This is a genomic window from Xanthobacter autotrophicus ATCC 700552 (assembly GCF_043194565.1).
GTDB classification, from domain to species: domain Bacteria; phylum Pseudomonadota; class Alphaproteobacteria; order Rhizobiales; family Xanthobacteraceae; genus Xanthobacter; species Xanthobacter autotrophicus_F.
In genome coordinates, this window is record NZ_JBAFVS010000037.1 from 13,221 (window position 1) to 30,838 (window position 17,618).

Annotated in this window: 17 protein-coding genes; 14 read left to right on the top strand and 3 right to left on the bottom strand. The window is 65.9% G+C overall.

The features are described from left to right. Position 1: 1 nt before the first annotated feature. Both V5F48_RS23460 and V5F48_RS23465 read right to left on the bottom strand, forming a co-directional pair. Positions 2-2,518: a S8 family peptidase gene (locus V5F48_RS23460; protein ID WP_394260444.1), complete on the bottom strand. Its 2,517-nt coding sequence runs from the start codon at positions 2,516-2,518 to the stop codon at positions 2-4. Beyond that, positions 2,508-3,713: an AAA family ATPase gene (locus V5F48_RS23465; protein WP_394260445.1), complete on the bottom strand. Its 1,206-nt coding sequence runs from the start codon at positions 3,711-3,713 to the stop codon at positions 2,508-2,510. Before V5F48_RS23465 ends, V5F48_RS23460 begins: the two co-directional genes overlap by 11 nt. 152 nt (positions 3,714-3,865) lie before the next feature. On the opposite strand from V5F48_RS23465, the gene V5F48_RS23470 reads away from it, so the two are divergent. Next, on the top strand, positions 3,866-4,219 hold the full coding sequence (locus tag V5F48_RS23470; RefSeq protein WP_394260446.1) for a hypothetical protein: 354 nt from the start codon (positions 3,866-3,868) through the stop codon (positions 4,217-4,219). A 191-nt stretch (positions 4,220-4,410) separates the two neighbouring features. Continuing rightward, the gene (locus V5F48_RS23475; RefSeq protein ID WP_394260447.1) at positions 4,411-5,796 is read left to right on the top strand and encodes an IS1182 family transposase; all 1,386 of its coding nucleotides are present in this window, start codon (positions 4,411-4,413) and stop codon (positions 5,794-5,796) included. A 206-nt stretch (positions 5,797-6,002) separates the two neighbouring features. Here V5F48_RS23475 and V5F48_RS23480 read toward each other — a convergent pair whose 3' ends face one another. Next, a complete protein-coding gene (locus V5F48_RS23480; RefSeq protein ID WP_394260448.1) occupies positions 6,003-6,428 on the bottom strand; it encodes an RrF2 family transcriptional regulator in 426 nt (141 codons plus the stop codon). A 98-nt stretch (positions 6,429-6,526) separates the two neighbouring features. Here V5F48_RS23480 and V5F48_RS23485 point away from each other — a divergent pair, with 98 nt between their 5' ends. The 12 genes from V5F48_RS23485 (at position 6,527) to V5F48_RS23540 (ending at position 17,612) form a co-directional block, all read left to right on the top strand. Further along, the gene (locus V5F48_RS23485; protein ID WP_394260449.1) at positions 6,527-7,450 is read left to right on the top strand and encodes an NAD(P)/FAD-dependent oxidoreductase; all 924 of its coding nucleotides are present in this window, start codon (positions 6,527-6,529) and stop codon (positions 7,448-7,450) included. Further along, on the top strand, positions 7,447-8,115 hold the full coding sequence (locus V5F48_RS23490; protein ID WP_394260450.1) for a class I SAM-dependent methyltransferase: 669 nt from the start codon (positions 7,447-7,449) through the stop codon (positions 8,113-8,115). The genes V5F48_RS23485 and V5F48_RS23490 overlap by 4 nt, the downstream gene beginning before the upstream one ends. Positions 8,116-8,335: 220 nt before the next feature. After that, positions 8,336-9,322: a P-type conjugative transfer ATPase TrbB gene (trbB, locus tag V5F48_RS23495; protein WP_394260451.1), complete on the top strand. Its 987-nt coding sequence runs from the start codon at positions 8,336-8,338 to the stop codon at positions 9,320-9,322. A 17-nt stretch (positions 9,323-9,339) separates the two neighbouring features. Continuing rightward, positions 9,340-9,651 carry a TrbC/VirB2 family type IV secretion system protein gene (locus V5F48_RS23500; protein ID WP_394260458.1) on the top strand — a complete coding sequence of 104 codons (312 nt, stop codon included), beginning with the start codon at positions 9,340-9,342 and terminating at the stop codon, positions 9,649-9,651. Then, positions 9,651-9,923 (top strand): VirB3 family type IV secretion system protein, encoded by a 273-nt coding sequence (locus V5F48_RS23505; RefSeq protein WP_394260452.1) that lies wholly within the window; start codon positions 9,651-9,653, stop codon positions 9,921-9,923. The genes V5F48_RS23500 and V5F48_RS23505 overlap by 1 nt, the downstream gene beginning before the upstream one ends. Before the next feature lie 14 nt (positions 9,924-9,937). Then, positions 9,938-12,367 carry a conjugal transfer protein TrbE gene (trbE, locus tag V5F48_RS23510; protein WP_394260453.1) on the top strand — a complete coding sequence of 810 codons (2,430 nt, stop codon included), beginning with the start codon at positions 9,938-9,940 and terminating at the stop codon, positions 12,365-12,367. Beyond that, the gene (gene trbJ, locus V5F48_RS23515) at positions 12,364-13,098 is read left to right on the top strand and encodes a P-type conjugative transfer protein TrbJ (RefSeq protein WP_394260454.1); all 735 of its coding nucleotides are present in this window, start codon (positions 12,364-12,366) and stop codon (positions 13,096-13,098) included. The genes trbE and trbJ overlap by 4 nt, the downstream gene beginning before the upstream one ends. A gap of 9 nt (positions 13,099-13,107) precedes the next feature. Continuing rightward, complete coding sequence (trbK-alt, locus tag V5F48_RS23520; RefSeq protein WP_374254112.1) at positions 13,108-13,368, top strand: putative entry exclusion protein TrbK-alt; 261 nt, start codon at positions 13,108-13,110, stop codon at positions 13,366-13,368. Beyond that, positions 13,365-14,645: a P-type conjugative transfer protein TrbL gene (gene trbL, locus V5F48_RS23525; protein WP_374254113.1), complete on the top strand. Its 1,281-nt coding sequence runs from the start codon at positions 13,365-13,367 to the stop codon at positions 14,643-14,645. The genes trbK-alt and trbL overlap by 4 nt, the downstream gene beginning before the upstream one ends. Then, complete coding sequence (trbF, locus tag V5F48_RS23530; protein WP_237355886.1) at positions 14,642-15,331, top strand: conjugal transfer protein TrbF; 690 nt, start codon at positions 14,642-14,644, stop codon at positions 15,329-15,331. Before trbL ends, trbF begins: the two co-directional genes overlap by 4 nt. After that, positions 15,328-16,380, top strand: coding sequence for a P-type conjugative transfer protein TrbG (gene trbG / locus V5F48_RS23535; protein WP_394260455.1), 1,053 nt, complete (start codon positions 15,328-15,330; stop codon positions 16,378-16,380). Before trbF ends, trbG begins: the two co-directional genes overlap by 4 nt. Next, positions 16,377-17,612, top strand: a complete 1,236-nt coding sequence (locus tag V5F48_RS23540) for a TraB/TrbI/VirB10 family type IV secretion system protein (protein ID WP_394260456.1) — start codon at positions 16,377-16,379, stop codon at positions 17,610-17,612. Before trbG ends, V5F48_RS23540 begins: the two co-directional genes overlap by 4 nt. Positions 17,613-17,618: the final 6 nt, after the last annotated feature.

Consider the following 17,618-nt stretch of genomic DNA (forward strand, 5'->3'; position numbering starts at 1 on the left):
TTTAGGCTCGTTGGCGCACGCGGTGCGCGAGCTGGATGTCGGTGACGGCCGTGGCACGGGTTTGCAGATATTGGCGGAATGTCTGGAATATCGGTTTCGTGCCGCTCTCGTCTTCCAGTGTGAGGATGAGTGCAAACGGGACCCCCTCAGCGGGATACGTTGCCTCGGCGCGGGTGAGGCTGGAAATTTCCAGGCGCCAGTTCGCGCTGGTCCCCTTTCCATCGAGATTGGCCACGTATTTCTTGGTCGGCCACCATTTTAGGCCGTGATCGATCAGGGCGCGTTCGCGCACAGGTAGGCCGCTGGTTTGGGGCAATCCGAGCATCGTCGTTTGGTCCGAGAAAGACGGCTGGCCATCTTTGCGCGGGATAGGCTGCTGCTGCTTGAGCGCGGCATCGAGATTGACGCGTGCGAACTCGGCACCGAAGGCCGGATCGAGTGGCGGATCGTAGACGAGCGTCATGCGGACGCGTCCCGAACATGCCTGCGTGGCGGCATCGACGAGGGATGCCGGCCAGGCGAACTCGTACCGCATGATCTGCGGACGATCGGCGCCCTTGGGCAAGCTGCCCTCGAAAACCATGGTGATGCGATGATCCGGCGTCTCCAGCATCTCGGCGGCTGATGGCGGGCGACCGAAGCCGGTGAGTTGGCGCGCGAGGTCCTTTAGGCCACGCTTCGTCATCGGCTCTGGCGTGTCCGCGTGATGAATGGCCAGCGCTCGCAACGTTCGCGGCGTCAGGAAATGCGAGGTCGAGAGGTCGAGCTCGGCGAGCGTGCGCGCAATGAGCGGGGCTGCGAACGATGTGCCGCAGACATGCATTGCTGCCCCGTCGGCCTTGCTCGATACGAGCCCGGTCGGATGCCCTGCGACGAGTGCGCCACTGCCGCCGTAATGCACGAGATCCGGTTTGATGCCGACTTGCAGACCCGGACCGCGGCGACTGTAGCGGGCGGGCGTATCGGCGATTTGCGGCCCGCCCGGACAATTGAGAGCGCCGATGGAGAGACCGCGTACCGATTCCGTCGGCTGACAGATCGTGTCGGGCGATGTACGGGCAGCAAAGTAAGCGAGATTGTCCCGTGGCGTGTTCTGCCATGGCGTTCGGGCGTCGGCAGGTTTCAGATTGCCGGCGGAATTGACGATGAGCACGCCAAGTCGATCCGCGATCGCATCGAGGCGGGCGGCGAGCGTCGAATAGCTGTGGCGCTGGACGGGGTTCCAGGTGTTGATCGACATGTTGAAGACGCGGATGCCGTGCTCGTCCTTAGCCTCGCGAATACCTTGCTCGACTTCTTCGAGGAAATCGCTGAAGCCGCCGCTGTAGACGAAGTTGAAGGGCAGCTTGGGAAAGAGCGCGATATCATAGACGTGACAGCCGTCGCGTTCGGGCGCGATCGCTGGCCCATTTGCGGCCTGCCCGGCGACGACGATGCCTGCGACATTGCTGCCGTGCGCGGCGTCGACCTGGTCAGGCGTGAGGTGATCGAAGCGTCCAAGTGTCCAGGCTGCGAAGGCCGCGCCAACGCCGCTGTCGATGATGCCAATTTTGGGGTAGCTGCTGCCAGCAGCCGGAGTGGGCAGAGCAAAGGCACGCGCCTCAGTCGTACGAAGCGCCTGATCCAATGTGAGGCGCACTGGCGGATCGATGCGGCGCACCAGTGGGTGACTGGCGAGCCGATCGAGCGCAGCTTCGTGACGATCAAGGGATGTATCGACCTCTGGGACCGTTGTCGGAAAATCGGCGCTGGTCGTCACCAGTTGGCTGAGATCGAGCAGCGCGGGCTCGTCAGGCGAGCGCGTCAACTGGACTTCCAGCATCGGAGTGCGACCGACAGCGGGGAGCAGGTAGCTGCGCGTTCCATTGCCAAGTGAGGTGAGCAGCTTGAACAGGCTCTCGAACAATTGCCGCCGACCCCAGCGGTCGGTTTCGATCGCATTGAGAGGCGGAACCTCGAACAATTCGACCTGATAGCCCGGAAATGCGCTCGGATCGACAAAAGCCTGTACGGCTTCGGCAGCCGAGAAGAGGCGTTTATCGGAAGCGGGTACGAGTTCGATGCTTTCGATCGCGCCGACTTCGGAGCGCAGGCGCGTGGTCGTGCGGTAGATGCGCCCAGTGCGCGACGTGGTGACGGGGACCGTGGCTTCGGCGCGGCGGATCCGGGCGACAAGCTCGGGGAATTGGACCTGAGGCAGAAAGAAAAAGATCTCGCCGATCGCGCCAGCGCCGACGCATGGAAAGCGGTCGGGCGTGAATAGCGCGGAGTTCGGGCGATAGGATTTTGCGAGCGCGGCTTCGCGCAAGGTCACGCGCACATAGGTCGCCGGGCCATAGCCAGCGCGCGTGATGGCTTGATTGATCGCCTCCAACGTCTGCACGAGAGCGTCTTGGTGCGCTCGGAAATCGGCATCGCGATCCTCGAAAAAATCCTTTTCCTCGCCTTTGCGGCCGGGATCGCGGTCCTGGATGTAATCTTCGCCGTTGGTGACGAACTGGACGGGATTATTGGGCATGACCCGCCTCCGATGGCGCTGCGCGCGCAAGCCAGCGGCTGACGGTTGCTTGGTTGACGTCGATGAGCGAAGCGAGCGGCTTTTGCTTTACCGGGAATGCCGGATCATGCATCGCAGAGGCGACGAAGGCCTCGATGTCATCGATCATGAGCTGGGCGCGCGGATGCACGCGCATCGAAGGTTCACGCGCGAGCACCTCGCACAGCGCTTTGAACTGATTGGTCGGCGAAGCGTCCTCGCCCCGCAATGCGATCTGTCGCTTGATGGCGTTGGCGTAGCGTTTCAGATCGGCGCCCGAGATGCCGTCCGCAACATAGGTCATCAGTTGCACAAAGGCCTGATTGACGGCGAGAGGCTTCAGGAACTGCGCCAGCATCTCTGCGCGCGCCTGCTCGTCGGGCAAGCCTAGCTGCATTTGTGTGTCGAAGCGTCGCCAGACCGCGGTGTCGAGCAGCCGGTGATGATTGGTGATGGCGATGGTGATGCCGATGTCGGCGCGTGTGTCGAGGCTTTGTAGAAGGCTGTTGACGACGCGCTTGATCTCGCCGACCTCTTGCGGGTCGTCACGGAGCTTGGCGATGGCATCGAATTCGTCGAGCAGCAGCACGCAGCGGTAGCGATTGGCGAAGGCGAACAGGTTCGCGATATTGCGGGCCGTGGTGCCGAGGAACGAGCTGATCAGCCCGTCGATGCGCGCGTCGATCAGCGGCAGGCCGAGCGCGGCTGCGATGTGAAACGCGGTCAAGGTCTTGCCGGAGCCCGGCGGTCCGAAAATCAGCAGCGACCGACCGGGCGGCACGCCGAGCGCGTTCAAGCGCTCGAACGTCTTCCATTCGGCGATGAGGTCGGCAACCGCCTTCCTGCTCCGCTCGCTCAAGACAGGATATTGGGCCATCTCGGACGGTTTGAGCACGATGCGACACAGGGCCTGAGATGTCTCCCGATCGACGGGCGGATGCACCTGCGGCGTCAGCGGCTCGCCCGTGATGTGGAAGCGCGACAGCTCGACCTTGGTCGGCTGCATGGCTGTCGCGGTCGTCGCGGCATTCAGCAGGCGGGCCAACGTTTCGGCATCCTTCGTATCGCCGGCCTTGACCAGCCGCTCGTGCAACCGCTCGACCTGTTGGCGAAAAGCCGGATCCTGGGCTTTTAGCCCCAGGCGACAAAGCGACTGAATGACGGAAAAATGTTGCACCAATAGCGGACCTTATGCGTTTATCGCGCCTGAATATGCGTGATTGGCCAAAATTATGCAAGAAAAAAGGGCTGATTGGCCGAATCAAAGCCAGAACGTGGCAAAGCGACTCCCCGGTCGAAGCGCACAGATAGTACGGCCTAGCGGTCGTAATGGCCGGGGTGCTTGGATCTGCCGCAGCGGCCGTTTCCGCCGCGCGCCCAGCGCAAGCCATAACGGCCTCCGCGATCTGCGTGACGATGCGGCAGACCGGCTTCGCGTTCGGGATCGCGTTGATCGGAGCGCTTCTGCAAAGCGACGATCCGCACGCCTACGCGACCGCCTTCGCCGTGATCGCTGTCTGCACGGTTGGTCTGGCGATCGTGGTTTTTCCCTGCTCAGCCGCGCCGAAGGATGAACAGAAAACAGCCTTCGGCAAATCTAACCTGTCTGCCAGCATCTCAGTGCAAGCTACAAGCTTGCAAGTCGGCGCGCCCGGAACGATTCGAACTATTTGTTGGTCATGACACTAGCTGAGTAAGTGTCGTCCGCTTTTGGCTGCTGCCGATTCACTCCCGAACGTCTCAATTGGGGGCGCAAAGCGGACATCGCTGAAAGGGCAGTCGAGGGTCGGCAAAGGGTCGATACCGTTGAAAAAGTCGGCATTGCTGCGGCTTTGAAGTCCTGATTCAGTCATCTCCAGATGGAGGGCGACGCGATGATGGGCGAGCGGCAGGTGGCGCAGGAAGCGCTGTTCTACGAGTTCAGCTTGGAGCGCCACGTCCCGGCCGATCATTGGGTCCGAGCCATCGACCGCTTCGTCGATCTCTCTGATATCCGCGCGCATCTGCGTCCGTTCTACAGCGAGATGGGTCGGCCCTCGATCGATCCGGAGCTGATGATCCGAATGCTGCTCGTCGGCTACTGCTTCGGCATCCGGTCCGAGCGCCGCCTGTGCGAGGAGGTGCATCTGAACCTGGCCTACCGCTGGTTCTGCAGGCTCGGACTCGAAGGCGACGTCCCGGATCACTCGACTTTCTCGAAGAACCGGCATGGCCGTTTCCGCGAGAGCGATCTTCTGAGGGAGTTGTTCGAGACGACCGTGCGGCGCTGCATTGCCGAGGGGCTGGTCGGCGGCGAAGGCTTTGCGGTCGATGCCAGCCTGATCAAGGCCGACGCCAACAAGCAGCGCTCGGCGGCGGCCTCCGAAGTGGTCGACTGGGACGATCTCGCCCGGACGCGTCGCTCGGTGCGCGAGTATCTCGACACACTCGACGAGGCCGCCTGGGGCGCGGCCAGTGAGGCGAAGCCGAAGTTCATCTCGCGCTCGGACCCAGCAGCGCAATGGACCGGCGCCCTGAAGGGCCACGCCTTCTTCGCCTATGCAACCAATTATCTGATCGACCTCGACCACGCCGTCATAGTTGATGTCGAGGCCAGCCGTGCCATCCGGCAGGCAGAGGTAGGCTCGGCCCGCACCATGCTCGACCGAACGCAGGAGCGCTTCGGCCTCTGGCCGGCCCGATTAGCTGCTGACAGCGCCTACGGCTCGGCCGAGAACCTCGCCTGGCTGGTGCATGAGCGCGGGATCGAGCCGCACATCCCGGTCTTCGACAAATCGCAGCGCAGCGACGGCACCTTCAGCCGCTCCGACTTTGCCTACGACCACGACCGCGATCTCTACACCTGCCCGGGTGGGAAGGAGCTGAGGCAGCGCCAGAAGGTCTATCGAACAGAGCGCCCGCTCGTCGATGAGAACGGCATGATGCGCTACCGCGCCAGCAAGTTGGACTGCGACGCCTGCTCGCTGAAGCCGCAGTGCTCGCCCAACACGCCGGCTCGCAAGATCCTGCGCTCGATCCACGAGGGCGCCCGCGACATGGCCAGGGACATCGCCGAGACCGATACCTATGTCACCTCGCGGCGAGAGCGGAAGAAGGTCGAGATGCTGTTCGCTCACCTGAAGCGCATCCTGAAACTCGATCGCCTGCGCCTACGCGGACCGAACGGCGCCAGAGACGACTTCCACCTCGCCGCAGCAGCCCAGAACCTCAGGAAGCTCGCAAAGCTCCTGCCGAACGGACCGCAGTTCAGGGCCGCGTGAGAGGGCGAGGATCAATCGGCCAAATCCGAAACGCCCTCGCGTCCCTCTTAAGACCGACTTTTTCAACGGTATCGGTCAACAGCGCACGTTCGTAATGAAGTTCGATCCAAGCGCCACGGGGACTTGCAGCTATCCGCCAACCACCTCAAGTGCTGAGCCCGGTGCACCCCGTCAAATACGCATAGTCGGCCAACGGCTCCAGCCACTCATTTGCTGAGAGGCAAAGCGATCTTGCGCGACAAGGCGCCAATCGTCACCTCGCCAAAGCGAGTGAGCAAAAGGTGCTCGGCCTCTGCCATGGCGTCCTTCAGTGCCTCGTTGACGGCCTGTTCGATCAGACAGTCAGGATTGTCGTCGGCGAGGCCGATCGCCAGCATCTTGGGGCTGCCCAGCGCCTCGTGGATGTCGCGCAGGCTCACCGTGTCGAGCGGCCGCGCCAGCGCCCACCCGCCGCCGTGACCTTTGACGGAGGTCAAATAACCCGCCGCCCGAAGGCAGCCCATGGTCCGCCGCACCACGACCGGGTTTGTGTCGAGCATTCTGCTGATGACCTCGGAGGTCACGGGGCCGCCGATATGATCCATGTGGATCAGTACGTGCAGCATTCGGGACAGGCGGGTGTCTGCAGGCATGGCGTGAACCTAGAGCTAAATCACTCGTAACAATATAAGTTGCATTTCGGGATCCGCTCTATATGTTTCACGCAACACTGAAAGTTGCGAGTGCGAACATGGATCGATACGACGTCGTTGTGGTCGGGGGCAGTTTCGCCGGCCTTTCCGCCGCGATGCAGCTGGCCCGCGCGCAGCGCAGCGTGCTGCTCGTGGACGCGGGGCGTCCCAGAAACCGCTTCGCGGCGGCCTCCCACGGCTTCCTCGGACAGGACGGCATCCCACCGGCACAGATCATGCGCCAGGGGCTCGATCAATTGGCGCGATACACGACCGTCGCGTTCCACCATGCCGAGGCCCTGGCCGCCTCGGTCCGTGACGACAGGTTCACCCTGGCCCTGTCTGAGGGCGCGCAGGTCGAGGGCCGCAAGCTCATCCTGGCCACCGGGGTGCAGGACACGCTGCCGCTGCAGTCAATGATGGGCCGTTGGGGCGTGAGCGTCCTGCATTGTCCCTACTGCCACGGCTACGAAGTGCGGGGCCGTCGCCTCGCCGCCATCGCCAACGCCGCGGGCGCGGTGCACCAAGCGATGATCCTGCCCGACTGGGGCCCCACGACCTTCTATACGCAGGGGGTATTCGAACCGACCGCTGAGGAAGCGGCGCTGCTCGGCGCGCGTGGTGTCGAGATCGAACGCACACCGGTCGTCGAGCTTGTCGGAAAGGGGTCTGACGTTTGCAGCCTGGTCTTGGCCGACGGCCGCGAGGTCCCGGCCGAGGCCGTTTTCACCGCACCACGCACGCAAATGGCCAGCCCGCTGGCAGCCCAGCTTGGTTGCGCTTTCGCGGAGGGCATGACCGGACCCTACATCAAGGTCGATCCGATGCAGCAGACCAGCGTGCTTGGGGTGTTCGCCGCCGGCGATGCTGCAACCGAGATGTATAACGCCACGCTGGCGTCGGCCGCTGGCGTCATGGCCGGCGTCGCCGCGCACCGGGTTCTGGTTATGGAGTCGGCGCACGGCGGGCTCGATCGGCCATGAACGGTTTCGACGATGCGGCGGCCGTCGCGCGCTACGCTGAAAACCCGCCGCGCCTTGTGCCGGGCTATGGCGACCTGCAGCGTATGACGCGGCTGCTCATGGCGGAAACTGCCCCGGCAGATGGTTGCATCCTCGTGGTCGGCGCCGGCGGGGGGCTTGAGTTGCGGGCGTTCGCAGAGGCGCAACCTGGCTGGAGTTTCGTCGGCGTTGATCCATCCGCCAAGATGCTAAAGCTGGCGACCTACACGCTTGGGCCATTCGCGGACCGGGCAGACCTGCACGAGGGCTATATTGTTTCAGCACCGAAAGGACCCTTCGATGCGGGGTGCTGCCTTCTGACCTTGCATTTCGTCCCGCTGGAGGACCGGCTTTCGACCCTGGCGGAAATTCGACGCCGGCTGAAGCCGGGCGCGCCGTTCGTGGTCGCGCATCACAGCGCGCCCGTCGGTCCGGAGCGGGACCTGTGGTTCGACCGCTTTGGCGCGTTCGCCGCGGGCAATGGCGTCGCTTTTGACCCTCGGACCGGAGGCGCGCGTGTTGTCGGTGAGCGTCTGCCCATCCTGTCTCCGGAGGAGGAGGTCGATATTCTGCGCGCAGCCGGTTTCACCGATCCGCAGCTGTTCTATGCCGCGCTGACTTTTCGCGGTTGGGTCGCCCGTGCTTGAATCGGTTTCCCGCCGCAAAGCGGACCTTTCGGGCGTCCGGAACGGGTCAACACCGGTAGCTGCGGCCAGGTGCCGATGAGGAGCGCCACGCCGATTTCAGGCGATCGCGCGCCACACTGCGATAGCTCAATCCCGTTGTTGAATCTCCCCCAATTCCCCCTTCTTTAATCATCCCCATCCGGGAAGCCCCTGCTTTTCTCCCGGTCACGGCGGGGATGGGATGGCGGGTTCAGCTCACAATCCGGAGGGAATGACACGCGGGGTGCGCATGCTGCGCACCGCGCTCGGCCCGGTGATTTCCCGCCTTCTCGATGACCCGGCCGTCGTCGAGGTCATGCTCAACCCGGACGGATGCCTCTGGGTCGACCGCCTGTCCAACGGGCTCGGCGCCACCGGTGAGCGACTGGCCCCCGGTGACGGCGAGCGCATCATACGCCTCGTCGCGCACCATATCGCCGCCGAGGTCCACGCCGGAGCGCCACGGCTGTCCGCCGAGCTTCCCGGATCGGGAGAGCGGTTCGAGGGCCTGCTCCCGCCCATCGTCGCCGCCCCGACCTTTGCGATCCGCAAACCCGCTGTCGCGGTCTTCACGCTCGACGATTATGTGGCCGCCGGCATCATGTCTGCGCCGCAGGCAGAGGCTCTCCGTCACGGTGTTGTCTCCCGTGCTAACATCCTTGTGGCCGGCGGCACCTCTACCGGCAAGACCACCCTCACCAATGCCCTCCTCGCGGAGGTGGCCAGGACCTCCGAGCGGGTCATCCTGATCGAGGACACGCGCGAGCTCCAGTGCGCCGCGCCCAACCTGGTGGCCATGCGCACCAAGGACGGCATCGCCTCCATCTCTGACCTAGTGCGCTCCTCGCTCCGCCTGCGTCCCGATCGCATCCCCATCGGCGAGGTGCGCGGCGCCGAGGCCCTGGACCTCCTGAAGGCGTGGGGGACGGGACATCCCGGTGGCATCGGCACCATCCACGCGGGCAGCGCCATGGGCACTCTGCGACGGCTGGAGCAGCTCATCCAGGAAGCCGTGGTCACCGTCCCGCGCGCTTTGATCGCCGAGACGATCGACCTCATCGCCGTGCTGTCGGGCCGCGGTGCCGCGCGCCGGTTGACCGAGCTCGCGCGTGTCGAAGGGCTCGGTCCTCAAGGCGACTACCGGATCTCCCCCCTCGTCCCTCCTTGTGAAGAAGGAACCTCCTCGTGAATTCGATCCCCGTCTCCATCCATCGCCGCCTACTGATAACCACGGCTGCTGCAGCCGCCCTCGCCTGCGCGGTGTCCGCCGCCCATGCCTCCGGCTCCTCCATGCCCTGGGAGACGCCGCTGCAGTCCATCCTGGAGTCCATCCAGGGGCCGGTCGCCAAGATCATCGCGGTGATCATCATCATCTCGACCGGCCTCGCGCTCGCTTTTGGAGACACCTCGGGCGGGTTCCGGCGGCTGATCCAGATCGTGTTCGGCCTCTCCATCGCGTTCGCTGCCTCCAGCTTCTTCCTGTCCTTCTTCTCCTTCAGCGGCGGAGCGCTGGTCTGATGGCGGGCGATGCCGGCGAAGTGCCGGGCTTCTCCGTGCCGGTCCACCGGGCGCTCAGCGAGCCGATCCTGCTTGGCGGCGCGCCGCGGGCGCTCGCCATCTTCAACGGCACGCTCGCTGGCGCCGTCGGGCTGGGCTTGAGGCTCTGGCTGGTAGGCCTCGCGTTCTGGGCGATCGGCCACCTCGCCGCCGTCTGGGCCGCCAAGCGCGATCCGCTCTTCGTCGACGTTGTGCGCCGGCATCTGCGCATCCCCTCCCATCTGTCGGTCTGAGCGAGGCGCGCACCATGATGAACCTTGCCGAGTATCGCCGACACGGGAACCGGCTTGCGGACTATCTGCCGTGGGCGGTCCTCGTCGGCCCGGGCATGGTCCTCAACAAGGATGGAAGCTTCCAGCGCACGGCGCGCTTCCGCGGCCCGGACCTTGACTCCGCTGTGCCGGCGGAGCTGGTGGCGGTGGCAGGTCGCCTCAACAGCGCCTTCCGTCGCCTCCGCTCCGGCTGGGCGCTGTTCGTGGAAGCCCAGCGGCATGAGGCGGGCGCCTATCCCGAGAGTATCTTCCCTGATCCCGCGTCCGCATTGGTGGATGCCGAGCGCAAGGCCGGCTTCGCCGAGGCCGGCAGCCACTTCGAATCCAGCTATTTTCTGACCTTCACTTGGCTCCCACCGGTGGAGGATGCCACACGGGCAGAGAGCTGGCTCTATGAGGGGCGTGGGCGCGAGGGTGTCGATCCACGCGAAGCATTGGATGGCTTCGCCGATCGGACAGACCGCGTGCTCCGGCTGGTCGAAGCCTTCATGCCGGAGTGCCGCTGGCTGGATGACGCCGAGACCCTGACCTATCTCCACGGCTGCGTCTCAACCCGGCGCCAGCGGGTCCGTGTCCCCGAGACGCCCATGTACCTGGATGCGCTCCTCGCCAACGAGCCGCTCACCGGTGGGCTGGAGCCCATGTTGGGCACGGAGCACTTGCGTGTCCTCACCATCGTCGGCTTCCCGACGGCGACGACGCCGGGGATCCTCGACGATCTCAACCGGCTGGCCTTTCCGTATCGCTGGTCCACCCGCGCCATCCTTCTCGACAAGACCGACGCGATTCGGCTGCTCACGAAAATCCGCAGGCAGTGGTTCGCAAAGCGCAAGTCCATCGCCGCCATCCTGAAGGAGGTGATGACCAACGAGGCGTCCGTGCTCGTCGACTCGGATGCCACCAACAAGGCCGAGGATGCCGATCTCGCTTTGCAGGAGCTCGGCGCCGACCATGCCGGCATCGCCTATGTCACCGCCACGGTCACGGTGTGGGATGCCGATCCCCGCATCGCCGACGAGAAGCTCCGGCTGGTGGAGAAGGTGATCCAGGGCCGGGACTTCACCGCCATGGTGGAGACGATCAACGCCGTCGATGCCTGGCTCGGAAGCCTGCCGGGCCATGTCTATGCCAATGTCCGCCAGCCGCCCGTCTCCACCCTCAACCTCGCGCACATGATCCCGCTCTCGGCGGTCTGGGCCGGAGACGAACAGGACGGGCATTTTGCGGCGCCACCTTTGTTCTACGGGAAGACGGAGGGGGCGACCCCGTTCCGCTTCTCGCTCCACGTGGGGGATGTGGGCCACACGCTGGTGGTGGGACCGACCGGAGCGGGCAAGTCCGTGCTGCTGGCGCTCATGGCTCTGCAGTTCCGGCGCTATGCCGGATCCCAGGTGTTCGCCTTCGACTTCGGCGGCAGCATCCGGGCCGCCGCCCTCGCCATGGGCGGGGATTGGCACGATCTCGGCGGCGGTCTTGCCGTGGACAGCATCGCGCTCCAGCCGCTTGCCCGCGTCGATCAACTGTCCGAGCGCAGCTGGGCGGCAGACTGGATCGTTGCGATCCTCACCCGGGAAGGCGTCAACATCACCCCGGAGGTGAAGGAGCATATCTGGTCGGCGCTTTCCTCGCTCGCGTCCGCGCCCATCGAGGAGCGCACCCTCACTGGCCTCGCCGTCCTGCTCCAGTCCAACGCGCTGAAGCAGGCACTTCGGCCCTATTGCATCGGTGGCGCCCAGGGCCGGCTGGTGGATGCCGAAGCTGAGCATCTGGGGCAGGCATCCGTCCAGGCCTTCGAGACAGAGGGACTGATCGGCACCAGCGCCGCACCGGCTGTCCTCTCCTATCTCTTCCACCGCATTGAGGACCGCCTCGACGGGTCTCCCACCCTCCTCATCATCGACGAGGGATGGCTCGCCCTCGATGATCCGGGCTTCGCCGGCCAGCTGCGGGAATGGCTGAAGACCCTGCGCAAGAAGAACGCCAGCGTGGTGTTCGCCACCCAGTCTCTGTCCGACATCGATGGCTCGGCCATCGCCCCCGCCATCATCGAGAGCTGTCAGACCCGGCTGCTGCTCCCCAACGAGCGGGCTGTCGAGCCCCAGATCACGGCCATCTACCGACGCTTCGGCCTCAACGACCGGCAGATCGAGATCCTCGCGCGGGCAACGCCCAAGCGGGACTATTACTGCCAGTCCCGGCGCGGCAACCGCCTGTTCGAGCTCGGCCTGTCGCAGGTGGCGCTCGCCCTGTGCGCCGCCGCGTCCAAGACTGACCAGGCCGCACTCTCGCAGATTGTTACGGAGCACGGGCGCGACGGCTTCCTTGCCGCCTGGCTCCGGCACCGCGGACTTGGCTGGGCCGCCCACATCATTCCTACCTTCGACAATCTGGAGGCACGCTCATGATCCGCCTGACGCTGCGGGCAGCGCTCGTCGCCGCGCCGCTTCTCGTGTGCCCGCTGGCGCCGGCCGCGGCACAATATGTGGTCTACGACCCTTCCAACTATGCCCAGAACCTCCTTCAGGCGGCTCGCGCCCTGCAGCAGGTCACCAACCAGATCACCTCGCTGCAAAACGAAGCCCAGATGCTGATCAACCAGGCCCGCAACCTCGCGAGCCTGCCGCACTCCTCCTTGAGCGCGCTCCAGCAGTCGGCTCAGCGGACGAAGCAGTTGCTGGGGCAGGCGCAGAAGATCGCCTATGACGTCGGCGCCATCGATCGGGCGTTTCAGGGCCAGTACGGCTCGGTCTCCGTGAGCAGTTCGGACGCCGCTCTTGTCACCCAGGCCAGGAGCCGCTGGGAGACCACGGTCGCCGGCCTCCAGGATGCGCTGCGGGTGCAGGCGGGTGTCGTCGGCAACCTCGATACCGGCCGCACCCAGGCCTCGACACTGGTCGGGCAGAGCCAGGCGGCGAGCGGCGCACTGCAGGCCATGCAGGCGGGCAACCAGCTCCAGGCGCTTCAGGCCCAGCAGCTCTCGGACCTCACCGCCGTGGTCGCCGCCAATGGCCGGGCGCATGCCCTGTCCGAAGCCGAGCGCGCCACGGCGGAGTCTGAGGGACAGGAGCGCTATCGGCGCTTCTCGACCCCGTCGAGCTACCAGCCCTCCGCCGTCACCATGTTCCGCGGGAACTGAGGGCGGGCCATGGATCAGGGCACCGTGGTCAGAACCCTTGTTGTCGTCGGGCTTGTCGGGGCGGTGGTCGCGGCCTTGGCCATGGCTGCCGGCCGAGAGACGGAGCCCGTCGTCTCGACCAACGTGCCGGCAGGAAACGTCTCCTCGGCCGACCTGAAGAGCTGCGCCACGCTTCAGCAGGCCGATCCCGTCGATCCGCGCTGCGCCGCGCTCTGGGAGGCGAACCGCCGCCGCTTCTTCGGCAGGCCCGTGGACGGAGCTGCGCCATGAACGACGTCGGCGTCATCGACACCTTCCTCAACACCTTCACCAGCTACATCGATTCCGGCTTCGGCCTGATCAAGGGCGAGGTGACGGGCATCTCCTCCATCCTGATCGCCCTCGACATCACCCTCGCGGGCCTGTTCTGGGCCTGGGGCGCCGACGAGGACGTGATGCGCCGGCTGGTGCGCAAAACCCTCGCCATCGGCTTCTTCGCCTGGATCATCGGCAACTTCAACGCGCTCGCCAAAATCGTGTTCGAGAGCTTCGCCGGGCTCGGGCTCAAGGCCGGCGGTTCCGCGATCGGCACGGCGGAGTTCCTGCGGCCGGGGCGCCTCGCGGAGGTCGGGCTCGCCGCCGGCCAGCCGCTGCTGGATGCCGCAAGCCAGCTCACCGGGCCGGTGGCGCTCTTCGTCAATGCCGTGCAGATCGCCGTGCTGCTGGTCTCATGGCTCCTGATCCTGATCGCCTTCTTCATCCTGGCGGTGCAGCTCTTCGTCACCCTCATCGAGTTCAAGCTGACGACGCTCGCCGGCTTCGTCCTCATCCCCTTCGCCTTCTTCGGCAAGACCGCCTTCCTCGCCGAGAAAGTGCTCGGCAACGTCGTCGCGTCAGGCGTGAAGGTGATGGTGCTCGCCGTCATCGTCGGTATCGGCTCGGGGCTGTTCTCTCAATTCACCACCTCCTATGGCGATGCCCAGCCGACCATCAGCCAGGCCCTGTCCGCCGTGCTGGCAGCGCTCGCGCTGCTTGGGCTCGGCATCTTCGGGCCAGGAATTGCCACGGGACTGATCACTGGCGCGCCGCAACTCGGGGCGGGCGCTGCAGTCGGGACCGGCCTTGCTGCGGGAGGTGTTGGGCTCGCGGGCGCCGGCGCCACTGGCCTCACGGTGCGAGGGGCAGGTGCTGCGCTCGCCGGAACAGCCGCTGCGGCTCGTGCTGGCGTGAGCCTCGCCGGAGGAGCCGCATCCGCGTACAGCGCGGGAGCTGCCGGTCAATCCGGGGTGTCTGGCGTCGCGGGTGGCCTTGGTGGTGTCGCGCGCGCTGGGGCAGCGGCGGCAGCCTCTCCGTTGCGCGGATCGGCCTCCGTCTCGTCGACCTCTGGAGCCAATTCCACCTCGCCGAGCACTCCGGCCTGTTCCGGTGATGTTCCCGAGTGGGCCCAACGCATGCGGCGCTCCCAGCAGGTCGCCCATGGCATCCAGACCGCAACCCATGCGGTGCGATCCGGCGACAGCCATGGCGGTGGCTCCTCCATCTCCCTCTCCGAAAGCGATCGCCCATGACGCCCTTCAAGCGACCGTCGGTCCGTTACGGCCGATCTCCCGAACCCGAGACGCCGTATCAGCGTGCAGCCCAGGTCTGGGATGACCGCATCGGCTCGGCCCGGGTCCAGGCCAAGAACTGGCGCCTCATGGCCTTCGGTTGCCTCGCACTCTCGGCCGGCCTCTCCGGGGCCCTGGCGTGGCAGGCCCTGAACGGCTCGGTGGTCCCATGGGTCGTCCAGGTGGACAAGCTTGGGCAGGCTCAGGCGGTGGCGCCCGCCACCTCGGACTATCGCCCTTCCGATCCCCAGATCGCCTTCCACCTCGCCCGCTTCATCGAGGAGGTGCGCAGCATCTCCGCCGATCCCGTCATCGTGCGGCAGAACTGGCTCAGGGCCTATGCCTATACGACGCAGGTCGGTGCGGTCGCCCTCAACGACTATGCCCGCGCCAACGATCCCTTCGCCCGGGTCGGCAAGCAACAGGTCGCGGTGGAGGTCTCGAGCGTGATCCGGGCCTCGCCGGACTCCTTCCGCATTGCCTGGATCGAGCGTCGCTACCAGGACGGCAGCCTCGCCGACACCGCCCGCTGGAGCGCCATCCTCACCGTCGTGGTGCAGGCGCCGCGGGATGCCGAGCGCCTCCGGGCCAATCCACTCGGGATCTACGTCAACGCCATCAACTGGTCTAAGGAGCTCGCACAATGACGCCGGCCATCCGCACATCCGGGAGGCCGGCATTCCGGGGCCTCTCGTCTCAGGTTCTCCGTGGGTCCGGCTTGCCGGTTCTGCTGATTTGCACATCGGCATTGGCGGGTTGCGCCACCTTCGAGAAGCCGCCCGAGATCGAATATGACGATGCTCCGCCCGCCGTCTTCAAGGCAGAGCCGCCGAGGCCGGTGCGCATCGTCGAGCTGCCGAAGCCTTTGCCGCTGCCGGGCCAGCTGAAGCCGGTGGGAAAGGATGGCAAGGCAGAACCGGAAGCGACCGATCCTGCAGCTCGTGTGAACCAGGCCAATGCCGCCGCCCGGGTCCAGCCGGTGCGCAATGGCTTCATCAATTCCATGCAGATCTATCCCTTCGTGGAGGGCGCGCTCTACCAGGTCTATGCCGCGCCCGGCCAAGTCACCGACATCGCGCTGCAGCCCGGAGAGCAGTTGGTGGGCACGGGGCCCGTGGCTGCCGGCGACACGGTGCGCTGGATCATTGGCGACACCGAGAGCGGGGCGGGCGGAGCGAAGCAGGTCCACATCCTGGTGAAGCCCACGCGACCGGACCTCACCAGCAACCTCGTCATCAATACCAATCTGCGCACCTATCACATGGAGCTGCGGTCCACCGAGAAGACCTACATGGCCTCGGTCTCCTGGCAGTACCCTCAGGACCAGCTTATCGCTCTCCGACGCCAGAACGCGGAGGCGCTGGCGGTGCAGCCCGTCGCCACCGGCATCGACCTGACCAAAGTGAACTTCCGCTACGAGGTGACCGGTGACCGGGCGCCATGGCGGCCACTGCGCGCCTTCGACGACGGCCAGCAGGTATTCATCGAGTTTCCCCGAGGAATCGCCCAGGGCGAGATGCCGCCGCTGTTCGTTGTTGGCCCGCAGGGCGACACCTCCGAGCTCGTCAACTATCGCGTGCGCGGCAATTACATGATCGTCGACCGCCTGTTTGCCGCGGCCGAGTTGCGCTTCGGCGCCGACAAGGACCAGAAGCGCGTGCGCATCTCCCGCGCCGATGGGAGACGGGTCCTATGAGCAGCATCGAACTCGGGAAAGAGAAAGGGCTGGGACCGGTCAGTGATGCCGGCGCCCGGCCGCCGACGGGAGAGGCTGTGGCGGCCATGCGGCTGCGCCCCGAGCCGCCACGGGTGACCCGCCTGTCCCGCAAGGTGCTGGCCGGACTGGGGCTCGTTGCAGGGCTTGGGATCGGCGGTGCCCTGATCTACGCCCTTCAGGCGGGGAAGGACCACGGGCCAGGACAGGAACTCTACGCTACGGACGTCAAGGCGACGCCGGACGGGCTCGCCGGCCTGCCCAAGGATTACACCGGCATCCCCAAACTGGGACCGCCGCTCCCAGGCGACCTCGGCCGGCCGATCCTCAATGCACAGACGGCGGCCCAGCCGCCGATCCCGGCGATGGGCGGCATGCCCAATCCCGCCCTCAGCCCCGAGGAGCAGCGCCAGCTTCAAGAGAGCGAAGCCGCGCGGACCGGACGGCTGTTCGCTCAGACCAACACGCGGCCAGTCAGCCCCGTGGTGGCACAACAGGTGGATGCGGCCTCGGTGACCGCTGCGGCACCTGTCCCCGATCTCGCATCCCTTGGCTTCGCCCCGCCGGCGGCGATACCGACGGCCCAGGAGCGGCAGCTCGCCTTCCTCAACCAGGCGGTGGACCGGCGCACCGTGTCGCCGGACCGTGTGGCGGCTCCCGCCTCAGCCAGCATCCTGCAGGCGGGCGCCGTCGTCCCCGCGGCGCTGATCACAGGCATCCGATCCGACCTGCCGGGTCAGATCACCGCGCAGGTGACCGAGAATGTCCATGACAGCCCGACCGGCCGGATCCTCCTGATCCCCCAGGGCACCCGCATCATTGGCCAGTACGACAATGGCGTCGGCTTCGGGCAGCGCCGGGTGCTCCTGGTTTGGAACCGCCTGATCTTCCCCAATGGCCGCTCCATCGTGCTGGAGCGCCAGCCTGGAGCCGACGCCGAGGGCTACGCCGGCCTTGAGGATGGCGTCGACTATCACTGGGGCGAGCTGCTCAAGGCGGCTGTGCTCTCCACCATCCTGAGCGTCGGGGCGAGCGCAGGCACGTCCGGCAGCGACAGCGACCTCGCCAGCGCTCTGCGCGAAGGCGCCTCAGACAGCATCAGCCAGACAGGCCGCCAGATCGTCCAGCGCCAGCTCAACATCGCGCCGACGCTCACCATCCGGCCGGGATACCCGGTGCGGGTCATCGTCACGCGCGATCTTGTATTCCGTTAACGGAAT